The sequence below is a fragment of the Pseudomonas corrugata genome, from assembly GCF_050920615.1.
Taxonomy (GTDB): domain Bacteria; phylum Pseudomonadota; class Gammaproteobacteria; order Pseudomonadales; family Pseudomonadaceae; genus Aquipseudomonas; species Aquipseudomonas corrugata.
Genome location: NZ_CP130434.1, coordinates 2,578,952 through 2,601,403, shown reverse-complemented (window position 1 = coordinate 2,601,403; position 22,452 = coordinate 2,578,952). Strand labels below are relative to the sequence as shown.

At 61.5% G+C, this 22,452-nt stretch carries 21 protein-coding genes; 13 read left to right on the top strand and 8 right to left on the bottom strand.

All coding sequences use genetic code 11. The features are described from left to right. The first annotated feature begins 66 nt into the window (after nt 1–66). Nucleotides 67–231 carry a hypothetical protein gene (locus QZH45_RS12015; protein ID WP_167355733.1) on the top strand — a complete coding sequence of 55 codons (165 nt, stop codon included), beginning with the start codon at nt 67–69 and terminating at the stop codon, nt 229–231. Between the two features lie 137 nt (nt 232–368). On the opposite strand, the gene QZH45_RS12010 is transcribed toward QZH45_RS12015, so the two are convergent. After that, nucleotides 369–869 (bottom strand): MgtC/SapB family protein, encoded by a 501-nt coding sequence (locus QZH45_RS12010; protein WP_024781349.1) that lies wholly within the window; start codon nt 867–869, stop codon nt 369–371. 135 nt (nt 870–1,004) lie between these two features. Here QZH45_RS12010 and QZH45_RS12005 point away from each other — a divergent pair, with 135 nt between their 5' ends. The 3 genes from QZH45_RS12005 to mapR all read left to right on the top strand — a co-directional run bounded on the left by QZH45_RS12005 (nt 1,005) and on the right by mapR (nt 4,429). Next, nucleotides 1,005–1,238: a DUF3203 family protein gene (locus QZH45_RS12005; RefSeq protein ID WP_024781348.1), complete on the top strand. Its 234-nt coding sequence runs from the start codon at nt 1,005–1,007 to the stop codon at nt 1,236–1,238. A 217-nt stretch (nt 1,239–1,455) separates the two neighbouring features. Beyond that, nucleotides 1,456–2,868 (top strand): cytochrome c oxidase accessory protein CcoG, encoded by a 1,413-nt coding sequence (gene ccoG, locus QZH45_RS12000; RefSeq protein WP_024781347.1) that lies wholly within the window; start codon nt 1,456–1,458, stop codon nt 2,866–2,868. A gap of 151 nt (nt 2,869–3,019) precedes the next feature. Further along, nucleotides 3,020–4,429, top strand: a complete 1,410-nt coding sequence (mapR, locus tag QZH45_RS11995) for a GntR family transcriptional regulator MpaR (RefSeq protein WP_024781346.1) — start codon at nt 3,020–3,022, stop codon at nt 4,427–4,429. A 134-nt stretch (nt 4,430–4,563) separates the two neighbouring features. On the opposite strand, the gene QZH45_RS11990 is transcribed toward mapR, so the two are convergent. Both QZH45_RS11990 and QZH45_RS11985 read right to left on the bottom strand, forming a co-directional pair. After that, nucleotides 4,564–5,310 carry an SDR family oxidoreductase gene (locus QZH45_RS11990; protein WP_024781345.1) on the bottom strand — a complete coding sequence of 249 codons (747 nt, stop codon included), beginning with the start codon at nt 5,308–5,310 and terminating at the stop codon, nt 4,564–4,566. Nucleotides 5,311–5,362: 52 nt separating this feature from the next. Continuing rightward, a complete protein-coding gene (locus QZH45_RS11985; protein WP_024781344.1) occupies nt 5,363–6,256 on the bottom strand; it encodes a Dyp-type peroxidase in 894 nt (297 codons plus the stop codon). Nucleotides 6,257–6,540: 284 nt separating this feature from the next. Here QZH45_RS11985 and ampC point away from each other — a divergent pair, with 284 nt between their 5' ends. Further along, a complete protein-coding gene (gene ampC / locus QZH45_RS11980; protein ID WP_024781343.1) occupies nt 6,541–7,689 on the top strand; it encodes a class C beta-lactamase in 1,149 nt (382 codons plus the stop codon). A 144-nt stretch (nt 7,690–7,833) separates the two neighbouring features. Here ampC and QZH45_RS11975 read toward each other — a convergent pair whose 3' ends face one another. The 3 genes from QZH45_RS11975 to QZH45_RS11965 form a co-directional block, all read right to left on the bottom strand. After that, nucleotides 7,834–8,382 carry a DUF4174 domain-containing protein gene (locus QZH45_RS11975; protein ID WP_024781342.1) on the bottom strand — a complete coding sequence of 183 codons (549 nt, stop codon included), beginning with the start codon at nt 8,380–8,382 and terminating at the stop codon, nt 7,834–7,836. Nucleotides 8,383–8,677: 295 nt separating this feature from the next. After that, the gene (locus tag QZH45_RS11970; protein WP_024781341.1) at nt 8,678–9,463 is read right to left on the bottom strand and encodes a sulfite exporter TauE/SafE family protein; all 786 of its coding nucleotides are present in this window, start codon (nt 9,461–9,463) and stop codon (nt 8,678–8,680) included. A gap of 110 nt (nt 9,464–9,573) precedes the next feature. Continuing rightward, on the bottom strand, nt 9,574–10,299 hold the full coding sequence (locus tag QZH45_RS11965; RefSeq protein ID WP_231995066.1) for a hypothetical protein: 726 nt from the start codon (nt 10,297–10,299) through the stop codon (nt 9,574–9,576). A 321-nt stretch (nt 10,300–10,620) separates the two neighbouring features. Between QZH45_RS11965 and QZH45_RS11960 the strand changes: the two genes are divergently transcribed. Both QZH45_RS11960 and QZH45_RS11955 read left to right on the top strand, forming a co-directional pair. Continuing rightward, nucleotides 10,621–11,772 (top strand): aldose epimerase family protein, encoded by a 1,152-nt coding sequence (locus tag QZH45_RS11960; RefSeq protein ID WP_024781339.1) that lies wholly within the window; start codon nt 10,621–10,623, stop codon nt 11,770–11,772. 212 nt (nt 11,773–11,984) lie between these two features. Then, complete coding sequence (locus tag QZH45_RS11955; protein WP_024781327.1) at nt 11,985–12,806, top strand: aldo/keto reductase; 822 nt, start codon at nt 11,985–11,987, stop codon at nt 12,804–12,806. A 27-nt stretch (nt 12,807–12,833) separates the two neighbouring features. Here the strand turns inward: QZH45_RS11955 and QZH45_RS11950 are convergent, their stop codons facing one another. Further along, entirely contained in the window at nt 12,834–14,066 is a 1,233-nt protein-coding gene (locus QZH45_RS11950) for an MFS transporter (protein ID WP_024781328.1), read from the bottom strand. Nucleotides 14,067–14,514: 448 nt separating this feature from the next. Between QZH45_RS11950 and QZH45_RS11945 the strand changes: the two genes are divergently transcribed. Together QZH45_RS11945 and QZH45_RS11940 are read left to right on the top strand one after the other, a co-directional pair. Then, nucleotides 14,515–15,408, top strand: a complete 894-nt coding sequence (locus QZH45_RS11945) for a LysR family transcriptional regulator (RefSeq protein WP_024781329.1) — start codon at nt 14,515–14,517, stop codon at nt 15,406–15,408. 124 nt (nt 15,409–15,532) lie between these two features. After that, on the top strand, nt 15,533–16,459 hold the full coding sequence (locus QZH45_RS11940) for an AEC family transporter (protein ID WP_024781330.1): 927 nt from the start codon (nt 15,533–15,535) through the stop codon (nt 16,457–16,459). 9 nt (nt 16,460–16,468) lie between these two features. On the opposite strand, the gene QZH45_RS11935 is transcribed toward QZH45_RS11940, so the two are convergent. Beyond that, complete coding sequence (locus QZH45_RS11935) at nt 16,469–18,832, bottom strand: DNA polymerase II (protein WP_167355732.1); 2,364 nt, start codon at nt 18,830–18,832, stop codon at nt 16,469–16,471. Between the two features lie 215 nt (nt 18,833–19,047). Between QZH45_RS11935 and QZH45_RS11930 the strand changes: the two genes are divergently transcribed. The 4 genes from QZH45_RS11930 to QZH45_RS11915 all read left to right on the top strand — a co-directional run bounded on the left by QZH45_RS11930 (nt 19,048) and on the right by QZH45_RS11915 (nt 22,441). Next, nucleotides 19,048–19,488 (top strand): CBS domain-containing protein, encoded by a 441-nt coding sequence (locus QZH45_RS11930; protein WP_024781332.1) that lies wholly within the window; start codon nt 19,048–19,050, stop codon nt 19,486–19,488. Between the two features lie 70 nt (nt 19,489–19,558). Beyond that, on the top strand, nt 19,559–20,155 hold the full coding sequence (locus tag QZH45_RS11925; RefSeq protein ID WP_024781333.1) for a paraquat-inducible protein A: 597 nt from the start codon (nt 19,559–19,561) through the stop codon (nt 20,153–20,155). Continuing rightward, a complete protein-coding gene (locus QZH45_RS11920; protein ID WP_055135182.1) occupies nt 20,152–20,811 on the top strand; it encodes a paraquat-inducible protein A in 660 nt (219 codons plus the stop codon). The genes QZH45_RS11925 and QZH45_RS11920 overlap by 4 nt, the downstream gene beginning before the upstream one ends. Then, complete coding sequence (locus QZH45_RS11915; RefSeq protein ID WP_055135181.1) at nt 20,792–22,441, top strand: intermembrane transport protein PqiB; 1,650 nt, start codon at nt 20,792–20,794, stop codon at nt 22,439–22,441. The genes QZH45_RS11920 and QZH45_RS11915 overlap by 20 nt, the downstream gene beginning before the upstream one ends. Nucleotides 22,442–22,452: the final 11 nt, after the last annotated feature.

Sequence of the window (22,452 nt, the reverse complement as noted above, 5' to 3'; positions counted from 1 at the left end):
CCGGCCCAGGGTGGTCAACAGCAGTAAGCACGACTCAAGCCATGTGTGTCACGGAGACCCGTCCTGATGAATATTCCCATCCCGGCCGAAACCCCCGATCCCAATATCGACGACCCCACCCTGCCGCCTCCCGGTCCCGACCCGGAACCTATTCCGGAGAAAGACCCTCCACTCGCCCCACAGCAGCCGGTGGGCGATCCACCGAACGAGGCGCCGCCGGAACGGGTGTGAAAGACAAGCGTAGTGGAGAACCTGTGGGAGCGAGCCTGCTCGCGATGACGGAATGCCAGGCGCCCCATCTGTGACTGACATACCGCTTCGCGAGCAGGCTCGCTCCCACAGGTGTTGTATTGAGGCTTAACACCGGATCACGGCTTGTCATCCTTGTCCAGCGCCCGGACGATCACCGGCATCACACTGAAGACCGCCAATGCCAGCAACGTGCTCAGCACTGCGGTCGCTTCCCGGCCCAACCCGGCGGCGACACCGATGGCCGCCGTCATCCACAGGCCGGCGGCAGTGGTCAGGCCCTTTACGTGACTTTCATCCCCCTGGTTGTTCTTCAGGATCGTGCCCGCCCCCAGGAAACCGATGCCGGCGATCACGCCCTGCACCACCCTGCTCATGGCGTCATCCTGGGAGCCGGACATCTGCGGCACCAGCACGAAAAGCGCCGCGCCAATCGCTACGAGCATGTGGGTGCGCACGCCGGCAGCCTTACCCTTGTGTTCACGCTCGAACCCCAGAATGCCACCGAGCAGCGCGGCCATCAGCAGGCGCACCGTGACCCGCGTCATCTGTTCGGTATCGCCGATGTCGGCGAATTCCGATTGCAGGGTGATCCAGACCTGATGCCACCACGCCTCCATACGCCCCCTCCTCATGCAGTCGATAAACGATGGACCGCAACGGACGCCAGAGGTGCACCGACCGCTGATCCGGCGCAACGAACCCTGGCAAGCGGGAGGCGCCTAACGCTCAGGACATCAGGAAGGAGCAACACCATGACCGTAACCATCGACCGCCAGACCTGTAGTTTCGATACCCCCAATGGCCCGAGACACTATTGCGCCAGCGAGCTGATGATCATCACCGACGCGGATAAGGCCATGTCGGCGGTGGAGCTCGATGGCGAGCGCGTCTACATCACCGAGGCTGAAGCTGATGCCTTGACCGTGGCCGGCGCGACCGATGAGCGCAAGCACCTCAAGGCCAGCGACAGCGGCTCGGCGATTTGAGCACCACCTTGTCGGCAAGTGGGCACCTTGTGGCGGGGGATTCATCCCCTCGCCACAGATAAACCCTCACCATGGGGAAATAAGGGTGCTTCAACCTGTCGCAGTATCTGGCCTCCAGGCCATCTGATCCGGTTTTTATCGAAACACCTGAGTCTGTTATGAAAACAGTTCGATGGTCATAGTGCGCAGGCCAGATAAGGCTGATGAGCGACCGACCATGAGCGATAGAATCCCCGTCCAGTTGATACAGACCTTCGAACCTGCGCCCGTGAAGATCAAGGCCAGGACCACCGACAACCTGATCCACACCCGCAGCTTCAGCGGTTTGTTCCGCACCTTGCGCATCAGCGGCGCCGGCGTGCTGTTCCTGCTGTTCTTCGGCACGGTGTGGTTGAACTGGGGCGGACGCCAGGCGGTGCTCTGGGATCTGGCCGAAAGCAAATTCCACATTTTCGGCGCAACCTTCTGGCCCCAGGATTTCATCCTGCTGTCGGCGCTGCTGATCATCGCCGCCTTCGGCCTGTTTGCGATCACCGTATTCGCCGGCCGGGTGTGGTGCGGCTACACCTGCCCGCAGAGCTCCTGGACCTGGATCTTCATGTGGTGCGAGAAGATCACCGAGGGTGATCGCAACCAACGCATCAAGCTGCACGCCGCGCCCTGGAGCCTGAATAAACTGCTGCGCCGCTCGGCCAAGCACACATTGTGGCTGGCGATCAGCCTGCTCACCGGTCTGACCTTCGTCGGCTACTTCACGCCGATCCGCCCCCTGGCCGAAGAGCTACTGACCCTGCAGATGGCCGGTGTCAGCCTGTTCTGGGTCCTGTTCTTCACCGGAGCCACCTACCTCAATGCCGGCTGGCTGCGTGAAGCGGTGTGCATGCACATGTGCCCCTATGCACGGTTTCAGAGCGTGATGTTCGACAAGGACACCCTGACCATTTCCTACGATGCGGCCCGCGGCGAAATCCGCGGCCCCCGCAAGCGCGACGTGAACCCGGCCAATCTCGGCCTGGGGGACTGCATTGACTGCCAGATGTGCGTGCAGGTCTGCCCGACCGGTATCGATATCCGCGACGGCCTGCAAATGGAATGTATCGGCTGCGCGGCCTGCATCGACGCCTGCGATTCGATCATGGACAAGATGGGTTACGCCCGCGGGCTGGTCAAATACACCTCCGAACGTCAGTTGCAGGGCGGCAAGACTCACCTGCTGCGACCGCGGCTGATTGGTTATACCGCCGTGCTGCTGGTGATGATCGCCGCACTGGTGGTGGCGTTGGTGGAGCGGCCCATGGTATCCCTGGACGTGAGCAAGGACCGTGGCCTGTTCCGCGAAAACAGTCAGGGCCTGATCGAGAACATCTACAGCCTGAAGATCATCAATAAGACCCAGCAACACCAGGACTATCAGCTTTCCCTGGTGGACGGCGACGACTTCGTCCTGCAGGGCAAGACCCGGCTGAGCCTGGCGCCGGGGGAAATCGTCGATGTACCGGTGTCGGTGGCGATGCTCAGCGAACACCCCCGCAGCGGTTCACAGGAAATTGTCTTCAAGGTGGCCGACAGCGACGAACCTGCCATCCATAGCGTGGCGAAAAGCCGCTTTGTCGCACCGATGAATCGCTGAAGCCTTAAGATGCAGAGCTATTTTTTGTGGGAGCGAGCCTGCTCGCGATAGCGGACCGTCAGACACATCAAGGTTGATTGTACTGGCCTCATCGCGAGCAGGCTCCCCCACAGTTGATGCGCAACCTGAACCGTTGATGACTGGACCGGAAATGAAACGCTACGAGAAATTCGCCGACGACATCGCTGAACTGATCCGCTCCGGCATGCTGGGACCGGGACAGCGAGTGCCGTCGGTGCGCTACGCCAGCCAGACCTACGGCGTCAGCCCGTCGACGGTGTTCCAGGCGTACTACCTGCTTGAACGGCGCGGTCTGATTCGCGCCCGGCCGCGTTCGGGCTACTTCGTCAATAACCATGCGCCAAGACCATTTTCCGAGCCGGTCATCAGTAGCCAGGTGCACGAATCCACTGAGGTCGATGTCAGCGAACTGGTGTTCTCGGTACTGAATTCAATCAAGGATCCGGGCACCGTGCCCTTCGGATCGGCCTTTCCCAGCCCGACACTGTTCCCGCTGCAACGGTTGTCCCGCTCACTGTCCAGCGCCACGCGGAATATGGACCCGCGGGTGGTGGTCACCGACATGTCGCCGGGCAACCCGCAATTGCGCCGCCAGATCGCCCTGCGCTACATGATCGGTGGGCTGATGCTACCCATGGAGGAACTGCTGGTCACCAACGGCGCCCTGGAAGCCTTGAACCTGTGCCTGCAAGCCGTGACCGAGCCCGGCGACCTGGTGGCCATCGAGGCACCGGCCTTCTATGCCAGCCTGCAAGTGCTGGAACGGCTCAAGCTCAAGGCCGTGGAGATCCCCGTGCATCCGCGCGATGGCATCGACCTGGACGTACTGGAGCAAACCCTGGAACGCCATCCGATCAAAGCGTGCTGGTGCATGACCAGTTTCCAGAACCCCATGGGCGCGACCATGCCCGAGGAACGGAAACAGGCACTGGTGGCGCTGTTGCGTCGCCATCAGGTGCCATTGATCGAGGATGACGTGTACGCCGAACTCTATTACGGGCAGCAGGCTCCGAAGCCGGCCAAGGTGTTCGACACCGAAGGATTGGTGATGCACTGCGGATCGTTTGCCAAGAGCCTGGCACCGGGATACCGCATCGGCTGGGTTGCCGCCGGCCGCTACGCGCAGAAAATCGAGCGCCTGAAACTCATGACCTCGCTGTGCGCCTCGATGCCGGCCCAGGCCGCCATCGCCGATTACCTGCAGCACGGCGGCTACGACCGTCACCTGCGCAAACTGCGCTACGCCCTGGAAGAACAGCAAAGCGCCATGCTCGCCGCCATCGCCCGCCATTTCCCGGCCCAGACCCGCGTCAGCCACCCGGCCGGGGGTTACTTCCTGTGGCTGGAACTGCCGGAACAGATAGACTCGCTGAAATTGTTCCAGATGGCTCTGGCCCAAGGCATCAGCATCGCCCCGGGCCCGATATTTTCAGCGACCCGGCGGTTCAGGAACTGCATTCGCTTGAACTACGGCAGCCCTTGGAACGAAGCTTCGGAAAAGGCCATGGAGACGTTGGGACGGATTATCCGGTCGTTCTGAGATCGGGCTGTCGCTGGCGGCTCCATCGCGAGCAGGCTCGCTCCCACATGATCCGCTGTGAACCTGAGTACAAGACCACCGGAGATTCATTGTGGGAGCGAGCCCGTTCGCGATGGGGCGGGTACTGACGAAACTCAGCGCCCCCCACCCAAATCCACAAACGTCCCGGTGGCATACGAAGCCTTGTCCGACAGCAGCCAGATAATCGCTTCGGCCACTTCATCCGGACGACCGCCCCGGGCCATGGGGATTGCCGATTCCAGCTTGCTGACCCGCTCCGGATCGCCGCTGAGTGCATGGAAATCGGTGTAGATGTAACCCGGACGAACCGCATTGACGCGGATACCCTCGCCAGCCACTTCCTTTGACAAGCCAATGGTGAAGGTATCCAGCGCGCCCTTGGAAGCGGCATAGTCGACGTATTCGTTCGGCGAGCCCAGACGGGCGGCCACCGATGACACGTTGACGATACTGCCGCCCTGCCCGCCATGCCGGGGGGACATGCGCAGCACGGCGTGCTTGGCGCAGAGAATGGGCCCCAGCACGTTGGTCTTCATGATCTTGAGGATGCGGAACTCGGACATCTCATCGAGCCGGGACTTGTGCGCGACGGTACCGGCGTTGTTCACCAGTGCCGTGACGCGCCCCAGCTCCGCATCCACCCGGTTGAACAGGCCGATCACCTCATCCTCGATGCTCACGTCGGCGCGCACGGCAATGGCCTGCGCGCCCTTGGCGCGGACCTGCGCCAGCACATCCTGCGCGGCGTTTTCATCGGACTGGTAGTTGATGCAGATCCGATATCCCAGTTCGGCAGCCAGTAACGCCGTAGCCGCCCCGATACCACGGCCACCACCGGTGATCACGATGACTTTATCCACGCTGCTTCCCCTGTTTCACGGTAGACATCCGGGGCCAAGAATAGCGTTCACGTCACGCTTTTGCACAACCCCCGACCAGGGCCCGCAGATCCAGGCGCCCGTCCAGCAACGGCGGGCACCAGTAGTAGCCGCCGGTAATTGGCCGACTCATGCGATACAAGCCATCGGTGATGCCATCTTCAAGACCGCTCATGCGCCGCAGTTGCGCCTCGAAAGCGTCGAGGGAGAAACCGAACGCGAGAAACATCAGGCCGGCCCGATCCCCCTCGATCCACGGCATGGAGCGGCGCACGACGAAGGCTTCTGGCGCGAAGCTTTCCTGGGCGGTGCGTTTGACGTGGGCCGACTCCGGCGCATCGTCGAGCTCTTCGTTGTCGCTCAGCCGCCGGCCCATGATGTTGTCGCGCTCGTGGGGTTGCAGGGCCGCAAAGCCGTCCAGATCGTGCTGCCACTGCTGGATCGCCGCGAAACTGCCGCCTCGCAGCCCGTCGGCGCCCTGTGCCAGGGCCGCGGCGATGGCGGCTTCGTCGTGCGGGTTCTCGGTGCCGTCTTCGTAACCCGTCAGATCGTGGCCGGTCATGTGGCGGAAGGTTTCGTTCATTTGCACCAGGCGCAACGCCGGTGCCAGCGCCGCCTCGATGGCGCGGCTGCGGTGCAGCAGTTCGCCACGGTCTTCGCCGTGCAGCCAGCACCACAATGCGTGCTGGGTCGAAGGATTGTCCACGCCCACGCCCGCCAGGGCAGGAAACGCCCGCAAGCCTTCGATCTGCGCGCCCAACGCCTGGACCAGCGACTCGCCAAGACCGATCACCTCACGACCGTCCAGTTGCAGCACCAACCTGTCGATCGCAGCCGGCAGCGCCTCGACCGATTCCAGGGCGAAAAACAAGTGACGGGCCTGAGGCGGAACAGGGGTGGCAAGAATGCCGGGCTGGTAGTAACTCATGTGAACTCCTCTGGAAAGAGCGCAAGTCTACCCGGAGGCCATGGATTTGTGGTGGTTTGCCAATGGACAACCGGCCTGCGCGACCCAGGCTTTTTGTAGGATTGCTCTTTCTCCCTCGTCGGATGACTCGGAACCTGCCCTCAAGCGGAAGGCCTCGGGTTGCCTGGTCACCGAAAACTTCCTAGAGTGCGCTCCAAAGCATGCACCCCAACAGTGCATTGAGCCGTCAAGGCTGCCGGATGCAGAGCGGCTTGAACTCTTGCCATTCATGGAGAACGGTCAATATGCAAATGACCCGATCGATACTCGCAGGCACCTTTTTGCTGGGGTGTGGAATCATGCCGGGCTTTGCCCAGGATCGCCTCGAAGACACCGTCAATGCGGTTATCGAACCCTTGATGAAACGACAGGACATCGCCGGCATGGCCGTGGCGATCACGCTGGACGGCCAGCCCCATTATTTCAATTACGGCGTGACCTCCAGGGAGACGAAACAGCCGGTCACAGACCAGACCCTCTTTGAAATAGGCTCGGTCAGCAAGACCTTCACCGCGACCCTCGGCGCCTATGCCCAGGCCCGGGGCAAGCTGTCGCTATCGGATCCGGCCGGCCGCTACGCCCCCGAGTTGCACGGTGCAGCCCTGGAAAACATCAGTCTTCTCAACCTCGCCACCTACACCGCGGGTGGGTTGCCGTTGCAATTTCCCGACGCCGCGGATCACCCGGACCGGATGTTCGATTATTACAAGGCCTGGAACCCGCTTTACCCGGCGGGCACCCAACGACTCTATTCGAACCCGAGTATCGGCCTGTTCGGCTATCTGGCAGCCCGCAGCCTGGATCGCCCCTTCGATGAGGCGATGGAGCAGACGTTGATGCCGGGCCTGGGCCTCAAGCACAGTTACCTGCGAGTGCCGGCATCAGAGGCGAACCGATATGCCCAAGGCTACGCTAAGGACGGCAAACCAGTCCGGGTCGGTCCCGGGGCAATGGACTCCGAGGCCTATGGTGTGAAAACCAGCGCCTCGGACCTGATCCGTTTCGTGGAGGCCAACCTGCGGCCGGAAAAACTCGACCCTGATCTGCAGCAAGCCATCTCCACCACCCACACCGGGTTCTACAAGGTTGGCGGCATGACCCAGGGACTGGGCTGGGAGTTCTACCCTTACCCGGTGACAGTAAGCGAGCTGCTGGCTGGTAATTCGGTGGAAGTTGCCATGAAGCCGAACAAGGTCGAACCTCTTGACCCGCCCCGCCCGGCCCCGAACGGCGCGTGGATCAACAAGACCGGGTCGACCGGCGGCTTCGGCGCCTATGCGGCTTTCGTGCCTGGCAAGAACATGGGCATCGTGCTGTTGGCGAACAGGAACTACCCCATCGAGGAACGGGTGAAGGCCGCGCACCGGATCCTGACGGCACTGGAAGACCGATAAGGCAAGGGATCGCTGCCGGAGCAAACTGTGGGAGCAAAGCTTGCTCGCGATACAGGCACCGCGATTCCGCTGAAGAACGTATCGTCCTCATCGCGGGCAAGCCTTGCTCCCACAACCGCCGCCAGGAAAGTCATCTCCTTGAAGTCAATCATCCAACGGCTTGGGTGCAGCCGCAGGCTTGGCTGCCTTGCCGGCTTTCGCGCCCTTCGCATCCTTGGCCGGTGCGACTTCAGGCGCTGGAGCTGGCGCGGGCGGCGTTGCTTCTTTCTCCGCCGCGGGAAGCTTGTCGACGGTGTCGAAGAGTTCCTTCAGTTCGATCGCCCCGGAATGCTCAAGCTTCTTTTCTCCATCCTTGCCCACCAGGATGATCTTGGTCTGGGCACCAGCCCCCAGCTTGAGCGAACGGATCAGCGCCATGGTGCTTTGGGGATCCAGATCCTTGCCGTCGCGCTGCCCGATGGTGTTGAGCACGGTGTAGAGCACCATGTTGCGCTCGGAAAAACCCTGCTTGCCCGCCGGTTCGCCCAGGGCTTTCTTCAGGCTGACCCATGCAGGGTCCACGGTACTGGGCGCGATGACGATCAGGGGGCGGGACCTGCCCACCTCCGCCGCCAGGGGTGAGTCACCATCAGCGGCGAACAGGGGGCCGGCGACGGCCAGCAAGGTTGCCAAGGTCAACGACCGAATGAGCATGCGCCTCTCCTTTTGATATTCACGCTGTACTGATTGCACAGGGCGACAATTGTTCCGCGAGAGAGTCGCCCATATTGCGCCAGCCTGCCATGAAGCTTAGGTCAGCGGGGTTATTGCGCAACCGTGGTGCGGGAGGGAGTCAGTCGATGCAGAGGCAGACACGGACTACTGTGTGCGAGCCTGCTCGCGCTGACGGTGTGTCAGTCGACATCAATGCTGATTGACCCACCGCTATCGCGAACAGGCTCCCACAGGGTCTTGTGAAATGCCTGAGAGCTGTGTCCGGCCACAGCAATCAGAACGCCAATTTGAACCCGATCATCGCCAGCATTACCGCCAGGCATGGGCGCAGCAGTTCATCGGAGATGCGTCCAGACAAATGACTGCCCAGGTAGATACCCGGCAACGAGCCAACCAGCAGATAACCGAGGATGTGCCAGTCCATGTTGCCCATGCTTGCATGGCCGAGGCCGGCAACGAGGGTCAGTGGCACAGCGTGGGCGATTTCGGTGCCTACCAGGCGCTTGGTGACCAGGAACGGGTAGAGAATGAACAAGGCGACGGTGCCCAGGGCGCCGGCACCAATGGAGGTCAACGCGACCATTGTGCCCAGCACCAGGCCGGTAACGACCGTAAGCACATTGAGTCGCGTGCCGGAGGGATTGTAGTGACCGCCAGCGCGATCATGGGCGAATTGCAACAGACGCTTCTTGAACAGGATTGCCAGGGCAGTGACGAACAGCACGAAACCCAGGGCCTGCTTGATGACGGCGTTCATGGCATCCGGCGAACTGTGCAGGCTGCTGAGAAACCACAGCGTCAGCCCGACCGCCGGCACACTGCCCAAGGTCAGCCAACCGGTGATTGCCCAATCGATATTGCGATTCCTGGCATGCACCAGCACACCACCGGATTTGGTAATGGCCGCGTACAGCAAGTCCGTCCCCACCGCAGTCGCAGGGTTGATACCGAACCACAGCAGAATGGGAGTCATCAGCGAACCGCCGCCGACACCGGTCATTCCGACGATGAAGCCGACCACCAGGCCAGCTGCGACTAAACCGACATTACCGAAATCCATCAAACCCGTCTCAGCATAACCGCGTGGAAAATCTCGCCGCGAGCATAGCGATTTTTCTTATAACCGACCTATAACGTTGTGATCTATCTTTATGCCTTTTCCCCCGAAGCCTACTGAACCGGCAAGAAGTTGAGAAACAGCAGACTCTGCGCATAGTTCAGCCCGATCCGCCGATAACGCTCATCCAGCATCTGTGTCAGCAAGTCCAGCCGTGCGACGATCTTCCCGAACTCCACAGCGAAACTCAGATTGCTGCCCTCCTCCGAGATTTCGTTGGAAAACAGCAGCAGGTTGCCGTCCTTATCCTGTCGCTGACTCAGTATCCAGGTAGCTTTTTCGATATTGCGCGCCGCGTTGCTGACAAAGCGCGGGTCAATTGTGTCGGTCATGTAGAACTCGAGCCGATTGCCATGGGCGGTCACCAGCATGCTGCCGATGGCATAGATGAACGCACCGACCCGATCACCGAGAAACTCCGGGCTCATGGCGTAGCTCAGGGCCGCCAGGTCCTTCTTGCCGCCAAGGGTCGGCAAGGGTTGCTGCTGCTCGATAGCCATGCGCACCTGCTTTTCCGCCGTGCGGGCATCGAGGAAGCCGGATTTGCGCAACTCCTGGGGATTGCGCAGGTAAAGCTTGCTCATCAACAGGTAGAGACTCTGCAGGTTGTCGTGCATCGACAACGTGGCCATGCGATCGACGCTGGTCTGCAAGAACTCCTGGGGCCGAGTGTTGCTGAACTGAGTGACCATGTCCTGGCCCTGCTGGCGGCTGCAACCACCACTGAGCAATATCAACGCCCCACCCAGGAGCGCGGGACAGCAACGTCGTAACACCATCAGACAATAGGAAACACCGGCCATTGAATCTCGATCTGGGCAGGGGAAGCGGTGGGGAGTCGCCGCTTCCTGGCCATGGATAGAGCGACAAAAACCCTAAAAGTGCAGTACTGCGTGTGGCATCTGACGCTTGGGCAAGACTCGTCTCGCTTAATTAGTATTACTTTTTAATTGATAAATTTCGATTTGTGGCTATAAATCCCTTCTAACCCGTCAAATAGATAGACTACTGAACAGAAAAACCCTCACCGCTGTCCGACCAAGTAATCGACTCGACCCGCGTTCAAAACAACAACAAAACCACAGGAAGGAAGGTCTACCATGCTTGAATCCAGACATCTGCTCACGGCCCTCGGAGTGTCTCTGATGATCGCCACCTCTGCCTCCCAGGCCGCCGGCCTGACCAATGAACGCGCTGCGTTCGGCAAGACCGACGATGGCACCGCAGTAGAGAAATATGTGTTGCGCAACAGTCATGGGATGGAGGCCACCGTCATCACTTACGGCGGGATTCTCCAGTCATTGATCGTGCCGGACAAACACGGCAAGGCCGCCGACGTGGTACTCGGCTTCGATGATGTCCAGGGCTATCAGAAGAACGGCAATGTGTACTTCGGCGCGACCATTGGCCGCTTCGGCAATCGTCTGGCCGACGGTGCATTCGAACTGGACGGCAAGCGCTACCAGGTCCCCCAGAATGATCACGGCAACTCCCTGCACGGCGGACCGCAAGGGTTCGACAAACGTGTCTGGAAAGCCGAGCCCCATAACGGCAAGGACTCGGTGGGCGTGACCCTGACCTACCTGTCGGCGGACGGTGAGATGGGCTTCCCGGGTGCCCTGAAGACCGATGTCACCTACAGCCTCACCGAACAGAACGAGCTGCGTATCGACTACAAGGCAACCACCGACAAACCCACGGTGCTGAACCTGACCAACCACAGCTATTTCAACCTCGCAGGTGCCGGTAACGGCGACATCCTGAAACAGGTCGCCACCCTGTACGCCACCCACTACACCCCTGTGACCGCCAAGCTCATCCCCACCGGCGAACTGGCGCCCGTGGCCGGCACGCCCATGGATTTCACCAAGCCCACCGCCTTCGGCACCCACATCAAGGCTGACCATCCACAACTCAAGTTCGCTGAACCGAAACAGGGTGGCTTCGATTTCAACTGGGTCCTGGACACCCAAGGTGATGTGAACAAACCGGCCGCCGATGTCTACGATCCGCAGTCGGGGCGCCGCTTGCAGCTCTACACCACCGAGCCCGGTGTGCAGCTCTACACCAGCAACTTCCTCGACGGCACCATCAAGGGCAAGCAGGGCAAAGTCTATCCTCACTGGGGTGCGTTCACCCTGGAAACCCAGCATTTCCCCGACTCGCCGAACCAGCCGAAATTCCCATCCACGCGACTTGATCCGGGTCAGACCTACACCCAGACCATGGTGCTGAAGTTCTCTGCGAAATAACCCTCTGATCGCTCCCACATTGGCCGTCTGAAGTGTGGGAGCGAGCCTGCTCGCGATGACGGTGTGTCCACCGACATCTTTGCCAATTGACCCACCGCTATCGCGAGCAGGCTCGCTCCCACAAGAACGGCGCAGGCTTCTCGTCGATCGGCCTGAACACTTGGACTATCCTGCTGCCACATGTCTGATGTTCAAGCATATAGGAGACCGGCATGAAGACTCTGGAGTTGGCTGGCGTGTCCGTTCCCATGATCGGCCAGGGCACCTGGCACATGGGTGAGGAACCGTCCGCTCACAAGAAAGAAGTAGCTGCCCTGCGCCTGGGCATCGAACTGGGCATGACCTTGATCGACACGGCGGAAATGTACGCCGAGGGCGGTGCCGAAGTCGTCGTTGGCGAGGCGATCACCGGCCTGCGGGACCAGGTGTTCCTGGTCAGCAAGGTCTACCCTCACAACGCCAGCCGCAAAGGCATCCCGCTGGCCTGCGAACGCAGCCTGCGGCGACTCGACACCGACTACATCGACTTGTACCTGCTGCACTGGCGCGGCCAATACCCGCTGGAAGAAACCGTCGAAGCCTTCGAACGCCTGCGCGAAGAAGGCAAGATTGGCCGCTGGGGTGTATCGAACTTTGATGTGGAGGATCTTGAAGAGCTGGCTTCGCCGGCCTGCGCCACCAACCAGGTGCTGTACAACCTGCAGGAGCGGGGTATCGAATTCGATCTGCTGCCCTGGTGCCAGCAACACGCCATGCCGCTCATGGCCTATTGTCCGGTCGGCCAGGGTGGGCGTCTGCTCAAGGACCACACCCTGCGGCAGATCGCCGAGCGCCACGGTGCGACGTCGGCGCAGATTGCACTGGCCTGGTTGCTGCGCCAGGACAAGGTCATCGCCATTCCCAAGGCTGTGCAACCCGAACATGTGCGCTTGAACGCCGAAGCGGCGAACCTGCAATTGGCACCCCAGGACCTGGCAGCCCTGGACCTGATTTTTCCACAGCCCCAGGACAAGCAGCGACTGGCGATGGTTTGACGCCTCCCTGCCCGCCAGAACCAAGCTTCATGCCTGGCGGGAGGAAAGGATGAATCCGGTGACACCCAGTACCGGACCCGGTATCAGTAACCACAGCGCGTCGATACCGATGCGCTCGAACAGCCAGCTGGTGACGGCAATCGAGACAACGGTGATGGCAAAGCCGATGCTGTTCTGGATGGCCAGGGCGCTGCCGACGGCCTCGCGCGGGCAGGCCTGGGCCGCGAGTGCAGAGAACTGCGGCGAATCGGCCACCACCGACGCGCCCCAGACACCCAATAGCGCCAACAGGGCCCACGCCGGAAAATGCTCGGCCCAGAGGACAAACAGCAGTCCGCAGGCCCCGGACAGGCTCAACGCTCCCAGCGCCACCTTGGCGCTGCCTGTACGCTGGGACAACAGCCCCCCCAGGATCGTCCCCACTGCCCCCAGCGCCATGATGCAAAACGACAGGCCCGCCACACCCAAGGCCGGGAAAGAAGACGCCAACCCGGTACGGCTCACGATCAGCGGCACCAGCGTCCAGAACGCGTAAAGCTCCCACATGTGGCCGAAGTAGCCTAGGGTTGCCGCCCGAAAGCGACCGATCCTGAAGGCACCGAGAATCGCTCCTGGTCGCGGGGTCTTGCCGGGTTCAGGGGCGGTGCCGATACGAGCATGGGGGCCCTCGCCCAACACACCGATCAGCACCGCACCGGCGAGCGCCAGCACCGAGGATGCGGTGATGATTGCCTGCCACGGCCAATCGGCACCCACCATCCGCAAGGCATGGGGCAGCGCGGTGCCCAGGGTCAGCATCGACACCAGTTGAGCCAGGGCCAGGCCGGTACGCTGCGGCGCCCAGCCCACGATCAGTTTCATGCCCATGGGGTAGATACCGGCCAACGTGATACCCACACCGAAACGCAGCATTGCACCGCTCAGCAGCCCCTCCGCCAGCCAGGCAAAACCCAGGTTGAACAGCGCGCCGACGATGGCGCTGCATACGAACAGCGTGCTCGCGCGAAAACGGTCGGCTGCGCCACTAAGCGACAGGCTCAATGTGCCGAGAATGAAGCCCAACTGCACGGCGTTGGTCAGCCAGCCGATGTCGGTGGACGTCGCGTTCCAGGCGCGCATCAGCTCTTCGGCGGTACTGTTGGCACTGAACCACAGCGAGGTGCCGAACAGCTGGGCCACGGCAATCGTCGCCACGGGCCCCATCGAACGGATGAGCAGGCCACGCAAACCTGAAGGCGTGGCGACTACGGAGTGATTCATTTCAAGTCACCAGGGCGCTAGCCGCACGATGGATGAATGGAAGGTTCGTACTACATCCCCTGCGGGAGCGATCTGCTCACGATGGCGGAATACCAGGCAACACTTTCGTCGACGGACACGCCACTTCGCGAGCAGGCTCGTTTCCATATGGATCACACCGTACCGCATCATGGGCCACCGCTCGGGGATGTTCACGGTTGAGTCGCAGATCGTGCATCAGATTCTCCTGGAAGTGTGGTACTTGGCGGGGTGAAGAGGTTTTATTCCTCTCGAATGAATGAAAAGCCTTGATTTTCAGGTTTGAGATAAATTTTCATGACGCTATCGCAACCAGGCCTTCACGCACGCTCCGCTCCCACAAGGAATTATGCAGATAGCGTTTTCGAGGGCTAGGGGCCTGTTTGAACCGTACAGGCCACTAGCGTTTTCCATCCAAGAGCGAATCACAATGTCCCTACGAGCACTGCGCACACTGGTCGCCATCGCCCGGCACGGCTCATTTGCACGAGCCGCCGAAGCGGTGCACCTGACTCAGTCCGCGGTGAGTCTGCATGTCAAAAGCCTGGAAGATGAGTTCAACGCGCCGTTGTTCGATCGGTCTCGACGCTTGCCGGTGCTCACCGAGGCCGGACACCTGGCGGTGGAAAGAGCCAACGAAATCCTTGCACTGTATGACAGCATCGCTGCGGACGTCGGCGAGAACAGTGAGCTGCGCGGGCGCCTGCGAGTCGGGGCGATCCACACTGCGCTGGCCGGCATACTCCCGGCAGCCCTGGCGGCGCTGAGCAAAAGTCATCCGCATCTGCGCATCAATGTGGCGTCCGGGATGTCGGCGGAACTGGCGACGCGGGTCGAAGCCGGCGAACTGGACGCCGCCGTGACCACACAACCGGTCAAACCCCATCCCTACGGGCTGGTGAGTACACCGCTGTATCAGGAAGCGTTCTGGATCATTGCGCCCCCGCATCTCAAGGATCTGCCCCTGAGACAATTGCTCCAGGAGCAGCCCTTCATTCGCTTTGACCGGCGCGCATGGGCAGGACGAACCATCGAGCGGGAACTGCGTCGCATGCGCCTGCGGGTCCAGACAGCCATGGAGCTGGACAGCCAGGAAGCTATCATCCACATGGTTTCGGGTGGACTCGGCGTGGCCGTGGTGCCTTTGTCGGCACGGGATCTCGAGTATCTGCAGGACTTGGATATACGTCCATTCGGTGAACCGCAAGGCCTGCGCCAAGTGGTCCTGCTAGAACGCGAGGACCGTCCCGTCGCTCGTCTGGCTGCGGCCTTGGCACAGGCAATTCGCAACTGTCGGAGTGGCGGCGTGACCGATGAGAAATAATTGACCATCGATCAATTTATTATCGTTTTTTATTCACTGTCCCCCGAAGGAATAATACAACCCCCTGGGCTGTACAGCAGCCTTGAAGAGACTCTGTTCTCCTTGATTGATTGGTGAATGCAAGATGACCCTGGCGTTGCTGCTTGCCCTCTTTCCCATTGCCTTGTTGATCGCATTGGGCGCCTGGCTCAGGCAATCGAACTTCCTGGCCGACAGTTTCTGGCCCCAGGCCGAGCGGCTGGGCTACTACGTGCTGTTGCCGTCGCTGTTCGTCCATGGCCTTGCAACCGCCCAGCTCGGTGATGTCCCGGTGGGCGGGATGATTCTGGCGCTGGTATTGTCGACCGTCACGGTGGCGGTATTGCTGGTGGGGTCGCGAGGTCTCTTCCCAGGTAATGACGCAGCCTTCACCTCAGTCTTCCAGGGCGGCGTGCGCTTCAATAATTATGTGGGGGTATCCGCGGCCGTCGGATTGTTCGGCACATCCGGCGTTACCTTGGCAGCGGTTGCCAACGCGGCGATTGTGCCAACGGTCAATATCCTTTGCGTGCTGGTGTTCGCCCGTTTTGGTCCCGGGGGACGGTTACCGATAAAGCTCATCGCCAGGCAATTGGCAACGAACCCACTGATACTGGCGTGTCTGGCCGGCATCTTCTTGCAAGGGACAGGGATAGGAATACCTCGTGGGCCGGAAGCCGTACTCAAGGCACTCGGCCAGGCGTCACTGCCCCTGGGCCTGCTGTGTGTCGGTGCGGCCCTGAACCTGAAGACGGCGCACAGCTGGTTGAGACCGATGGGTATGTCCTCGTTCACCAAGTTCGTGATCATGCCGGTCGTGACCTTGATCGCCTGCCGGCTGACCGGCCTGCAGGGCGATGCAGCGATTGCGGTGCTGCTTTTCCAATCCCTGCCGACGGCATCGTCGTCCTACATCATGGCCCGGCAAATGGGCGGTGATGCCCCCCTGATGGCCGGCATCATCGCCGGCCAGACGCTGCTCGCCGCGCTTGCCCTGCCGGTCGCCGTCATCACCCTTTCGTCATGGGTATGACGAGCATCCTCAGAACAAGCCCATCTGCCCGCCCACCAACGTCAGAAAATCATCCCCCACAAACGGCAGGATCGCATCCGCCACCGGTTGCAGCTGCTTGCTCACGTAGTGGTCATAGTCGATAGCGGCGCTGCGGGTTTCCAGGGGCTCGGGGCCGGCGACGGTGATGACGTAGCTGATCCAGCCGCCGTTCTGGTATTGCCGCGGGCGACCCTGGCGATGGTTGAACGCGTCGGCAGTCCGCGCCGCTCGCACGTGGGGCGGAACATTGCGCTCGTAGTCATCCAGCGGCCGACGCAAGCGCTTGCGGTAGACCAGTCGCTCATCGAACGCACCGGCGAGGGTCTGGTGGACGTAATCGCGCACGTAATCCTGGTAAGGCTTGCGGTGGAAGATGCGCTCGTACAGTTCCTGCTGGAATTGCCGGGCCAGCGGCGACCAGTCGGTGCGCACGGCCTCCAGCCCCTTGTAGACGATTTCATCGCTACCGTCGGCACGGGTCACCAACCCGGCGTAGCGTTTCTTGCTGCCCTCCTCGGCGCCACGAATCGTCGGCATCAAAAAACGCTTGAAGTGGGTTTCGAATTGCAGTTCCAACGCACTCTGCAACCCGAACGTCTCATGCACGTATTCGCGCCACCACTGGTTGACGTAAGCCACCAGCTCACGACCGATGCTGGCTGCCTCCTCCTGGCCATGGGCCCGGCGCAACCAGACGAAGGTGGAGTCGGTATCGCCATAGATCACCACATGCCCCCGTGCTTCGATCAACTGCCGGGTCTGCTGCATGATCTGGTGGCCGCGCAAGGTAATGGATGAGGCCAGCCTTGGATCGAAGAAGCGGCAACCGCTGGAGCCGAGTACGCCGTAGAAGGCGTTCATGATGATCTTCAAGGCCTGGGACAGCGGCGCGTTGTGTTCGCGCTTGGCAGTTTCCCGGCCTTCGGCAACGCGTGCCACGATGGACGGCAGGCAATGGCGGGTGCGCGAGAACCGTGCGCCGCGAAAGCCCGGCACCGACTCGCTATCGTCCGGATGCCTCAGGCCTTCGATCAGACCCACCGGGTCGATGAGAAACGTGCGGATGATCGACGGATACAGGCTCTTGTAGTCCAGCACCAGGACCGACTCGTAGAGCCCGGGCTGGGAATCCATGACAAAGCCGCCCGGGCTGGCCTGGGGCGGGCGCTGGCCAAGATTCGGAGCAACAAACCCCTGGCGGTGCATCAGCGGCATGTACAGGTGCGTGAAGGCCGCCACCGAACCGCCACTGCGGTCCGCCGGCAGGCCGGTAACACTGGCCCGCTCCAGCAGGAACTTGAGCAGCTCGGTCTTGGCGAAGATCCGCGTCACCAGCTCGCAGTCCTTGAGGTTGTAGCGGGCCAGGGCCGGCTTGTCCTCGGCGAACATGCGATTGATTTCGTCCATGCGCTGATAAGGGGTGCCGATGGCCTTGCCCTCCCCCAACAACGTCTGGGCGACGTTTTCCAGGCTGAACGAAGGGAAGCTCCAGGTGGCCGAGCGCAGGGACTCGATGCCATCGATGATCAGTCGTCCAGCCGCCGAGGCAAAGAAGTGGTTGTTGCGCGCACCGTGCTCACGCCACTGCATCTCCTCCCCACCTCGCCCCAGGCGCAACGGCACGGCCAGCCGCCGGGCATGCTCGTGCAGCACACGCAGATCGAACTGCACCAGGTTCCAGCCAATGATCGCGTCGGGGTCGAAACGGGCGAACCAGTCGTTGAGTTTCTTCAGCAGCACCGTGCGGGAATCACAGTATTCAAGCTGGAAATCCACATCGCTGTCGTCGCCGTTGGGCGGGCCGAGCATGTACACCTGGCGCTCGCCGCAGCCTTCCAGGGCAATGGAATACAGTTCACCCTGGGCCGTGGTCTCGATATCCAGGGACACCAGGCGCAACGCCGGACGGTAATCGGGGGCCGGTTTCATCTGAGCATCCAGCAACAGCCCGTCGTCGCCCGGCGTACCACTGAACCAGACCGGCGCGGTGATGAAACGCTCCATCAGGTAGCGCTCCGGCGGCCGGATATCGGCCTCGAACACTTCCACGCCGGCCCGGCGCAGGGTCGTGTCCACGCGCATCAGTTGGGCGTGTTGGCGGCAATACAGGCCCAACACCGGTCGATGCTCAAAATCCAGCAGGTCGAGGGGGCGCAGTTCAATGTCCTTTTCCCCTTGCAGCAGGGCTTCGGCCTGGCCACGCTGGAGCTGCGGCACGAACGCCACCGACGGCTGCACCGCCAGCCGCACGCGCCGTGGCCCGGCGTCTGTCGCCAGCCAGAATTCGACTTCGGTGCCCGCTGGGGTATCGCGCCAATGCCGGGTCAGGACGAAGCCCTGCTGTAAATCCACCGCTGTGACCTCGAATCTTGGGTAAGGGGTGATTCTACCCGCCATCTCTCAGGGAAACAGTGAACCTGTGTGGCGAGGGGATTTATCCCCTCGCCACAATGATAAATTCACCGCCGATGGCGTTTTTGGACGACTGGCCGCCGTTTTACCGCTTGCCCTGCGCCGCTGGGTCTACGATTCTTTAACAACACCTGCAAAACACCCCGAGGCCCCCAATGAAAACCGTCGCGCAGTTGCTCCGGATGAAGGACGAGAAGAACCAGCAAGTGCACACCATCTCACCGGACGACATGGTATTGCAGGCGTTGATGCGCATGGCCGAGAAAAACGTCGGCGCCTTGTTGGTGGTGAAGAACGATGAAGTGCTGGGCATCATCAGCGAGCGCGACTATGCGCGCAAAATGGTTTTGCACGGCCGCTCATCGGTAGGTACGAAGGTCAGCGACATCATGGTATCCCCCGTGATCACCATTGATCCGCACCAGACCGTCGAGACCTGCCTGAGCATCATGACCGAAAAACACCTGCGACATTTGCCCGTGGTCGACGACGGCAGACTCGTCGGCCTGCTGTCCATCGGTGACCTGGTCAAGGAAGCCATTGCCGAACAGGCGAACCTGATCCAACAACTGGAGCAATACATTCGCGGCGAATGATCGGCTCGTCAGGTTGCTCATTCCCAACCCACTTCTATATTGAAGGGGTTGTCCCTGCCCGAGCACCCCGATGGCCGACGCCGAGCGACTGATCATTTGCGAACATTGCGATGCGGTGTACGAGCCGGTGGAGCTCGTCCCGCATCAAAAGGCCTCGTGCGTACGGTGTGGCGCGGTGATCCAGCGCTATAACGGGCTGACCATCGAAAAACGCCTGGCCTTGAGCGTGACGGCAGCGGTGCTGTGGGCATTCGCCAACGTCTACCCGGTGATGAGCATCCGCTTCCAGGGCCTGAGCAACAGCGCTACCCTGTGGGATTCCATCGTGGCCCTGAGCCAGGGGCCGATTGCCTTCATCGCCCTGGTGGCAGCGGTGGCTATCATCATCGCACCGGTCCTGCAATTGGCACTCCTGCTCTGGGTGTTGGGCCATGCCTACGCCAATCGTCGTGCGCCCGGGTTCAACCTGTGCATGCGCAGCCTGGAAACGCTGCGGCCGTGGAGCATGCTGGAGGTCTGCCTGCTGGGCGCGCTGGTGGCGGTGATCAAACTTGCCGGGATGCTCGACGTACTGCCGGGCATCGGTCTGTTCGCCCTGGCAGCCTTGAGCCTGCTGATGATCCGGATCGCCGGGCGCGACGTGCGCGACCTGTGGAGCAGCCTGTGAGCGGCGAACCGGCGACTACCCCGCCGCTGGCCGGTGATCTGGAGCTGTGCCTGTGCCACGGCTGTGGCCTGGCCTGCGACATGACCGATGAGCCAGAGACCTGCCCGCGTTGCGACGCCACCCTGCACCGACGCAAACCCGATGCCCTCACCCGGACCTGGGCCTACATGCTGGCCGCGCTGGTGTTCTATATTCCGGCCAACCTGCTGCCGGTGATGAACACCCGAATGCTCGGGGACGGTGCCGACAGCACGATCATCAGTGGCGTGATCGAATTCTGGCGCAGCGGCGCCTGGGACATCGCGCTGATCATTTTCATCGCCAGCATCGCCGTGCCCGGCATCAAGTTCGTGGTCCTGACTCTGCTGCTGGTCACCGTGCAACGACGCAGCACCTGGGCCCAACTGCAGCGGGCCAAGCTGTACCGGCTGGTCGAGGTCATCGGCTACTGGTCGATGCTCGACGTGCTGGTGGTGGCCCTGGTGGCGGCGCTGGTGAAGTTCCAGGCACTGAGCGATATCGAACCGCGACCGGGAATCCTGTTCTTCGGCCTCGTCGTGCTGTTCACCATGCTTTCGGCCATGAGTTTCGACCCGCGGCTGATCTGGGATACCCCCCCACCCGAGGAGGCCATGGATGAAGTCGCAAGTCACTGACGAACCGCAACCTGCGCCGGGTCGCGCCCACGTCACCAGCAGTCGCTGGTCGGTGTCGCTGGTGTGGATCGTCCCGATCATAGCGGTGCTGGTGGGCCTGTCGCTGGTGGTCCACAACTGGCTGCAGGAAGGCCCGACCATCACCATTACCTTCAAGACCGGCGAAGGCCTGACCGCCAACAAGACCGCGGTGAAATACCGCAACGTGGTGATCGGCCAGGTCACGGACGTGCAATTGAGCGACGACCAGAAGAACGTCACCGCCACGGTCAAGCTTGCCAAGAACGCGGATACCTTCACTCACGAAGACTCGGTGTTCTGGGTGGTCCGGCCGCGCATCGGCGCCGGTGGCATTTCCGGGATCGATACGTTGCTGTCCGGGGACTTCATCGGGGCCGACGCCGGACATTCGAAAGTACGCGCCAAGTCGTTCATCGGCCTCGAGGCTCCGCCGCCGATCACCTACGGCGAACCAGGCAAGCGCTTTACTCTGCACTCCCAGGACCTCGGTTCACTGGACATTGGCTCGCCGGTTTACCTGCGCAAGATCCCGGTGGGTCAGGTGGTTTCCTACGCCCTGGATGCCGACGGCAAAGGGGTCAATATTGAAGTGTTCATCAACGCACCGAACGACGCCTATGTCACCGAAAACACCCGATTCTGGAACGTCAGCGGCGTGGACCTGAACGTCGGCGCCAATGGCTTCGCGGTCAGGACCGAATCACTCTCGGCGTTGCTGGTTGGCGGCATCGCGTTCAGGGCTCCGGCATACAGCCCCAACGATGCGCCGGCAGCCGAAGACAAGAACTATGAACTGTTCGCCAATCAGCAAAGCGCTCTGGCGCCGCCCAGTGGCAAGGCACAATACCTGGCGCTGCGTTTTGACCAGGCGTTGCGCGGATTGAAGGTCGATGCACCGGTGGAGTTCCTCGGTGTCGAAGTGGGCAGGGTCGTCGCCATCAACCTGGATTTTGACGAGAAGCAGCGCAGTTTCCCAGTCAACGTCGGTGTAGTGATCTACCCCCAGCGCTTGGGCAAAGCCCACGAGAAACTGCTCAAGGCCCTCAATCACGACCCGGAAGACGAAGCTGCCTCGGCCCGTCTGATCGGCAGTTTCGTCGAACGAGGCTTGCGCGCCCAGGCCCGCAGCGGCAGCCTGCTGACCGGGCAGTTGTACATTTCCCTGGACTTTTATCCCAAGGCTGAAAAAGTCGCTTTCGACCCCAACGCCCGCCCCGTCCGCATCCCGACCATTCCCGGTAGCCTCCAGCAATTGCAGGAGCAACTGCAGTCGGTGGTCGAGCGGATCAACAAGCTGCCCCTGGAAAGCATCGCCAGCAACCTGGATGGCAGCCTTGTGGAGTTGCGCAAGGGCTTGAAGCAATTCAACGGCAAGACGCTGCCTGGCGTGCAGAACACCCTGCACGACGTCAGCAAGACCCTGCAATCGGCCAACGCCACGCTGGCCGAAGACTCGCCGCAGCGCGAACAGTTGACCCAGACCCTCGATGATCTCGGCCGCATGTCGCGCTCGCTGCGTGAACTGTCCGACTACTTGAGCCGTCATCCCGAATCGCTGCTGCGCGGCCGTCCCAAGGACGCCCCTCTCACATTCCCGGTGGAAGAATGATTACAGGAGCG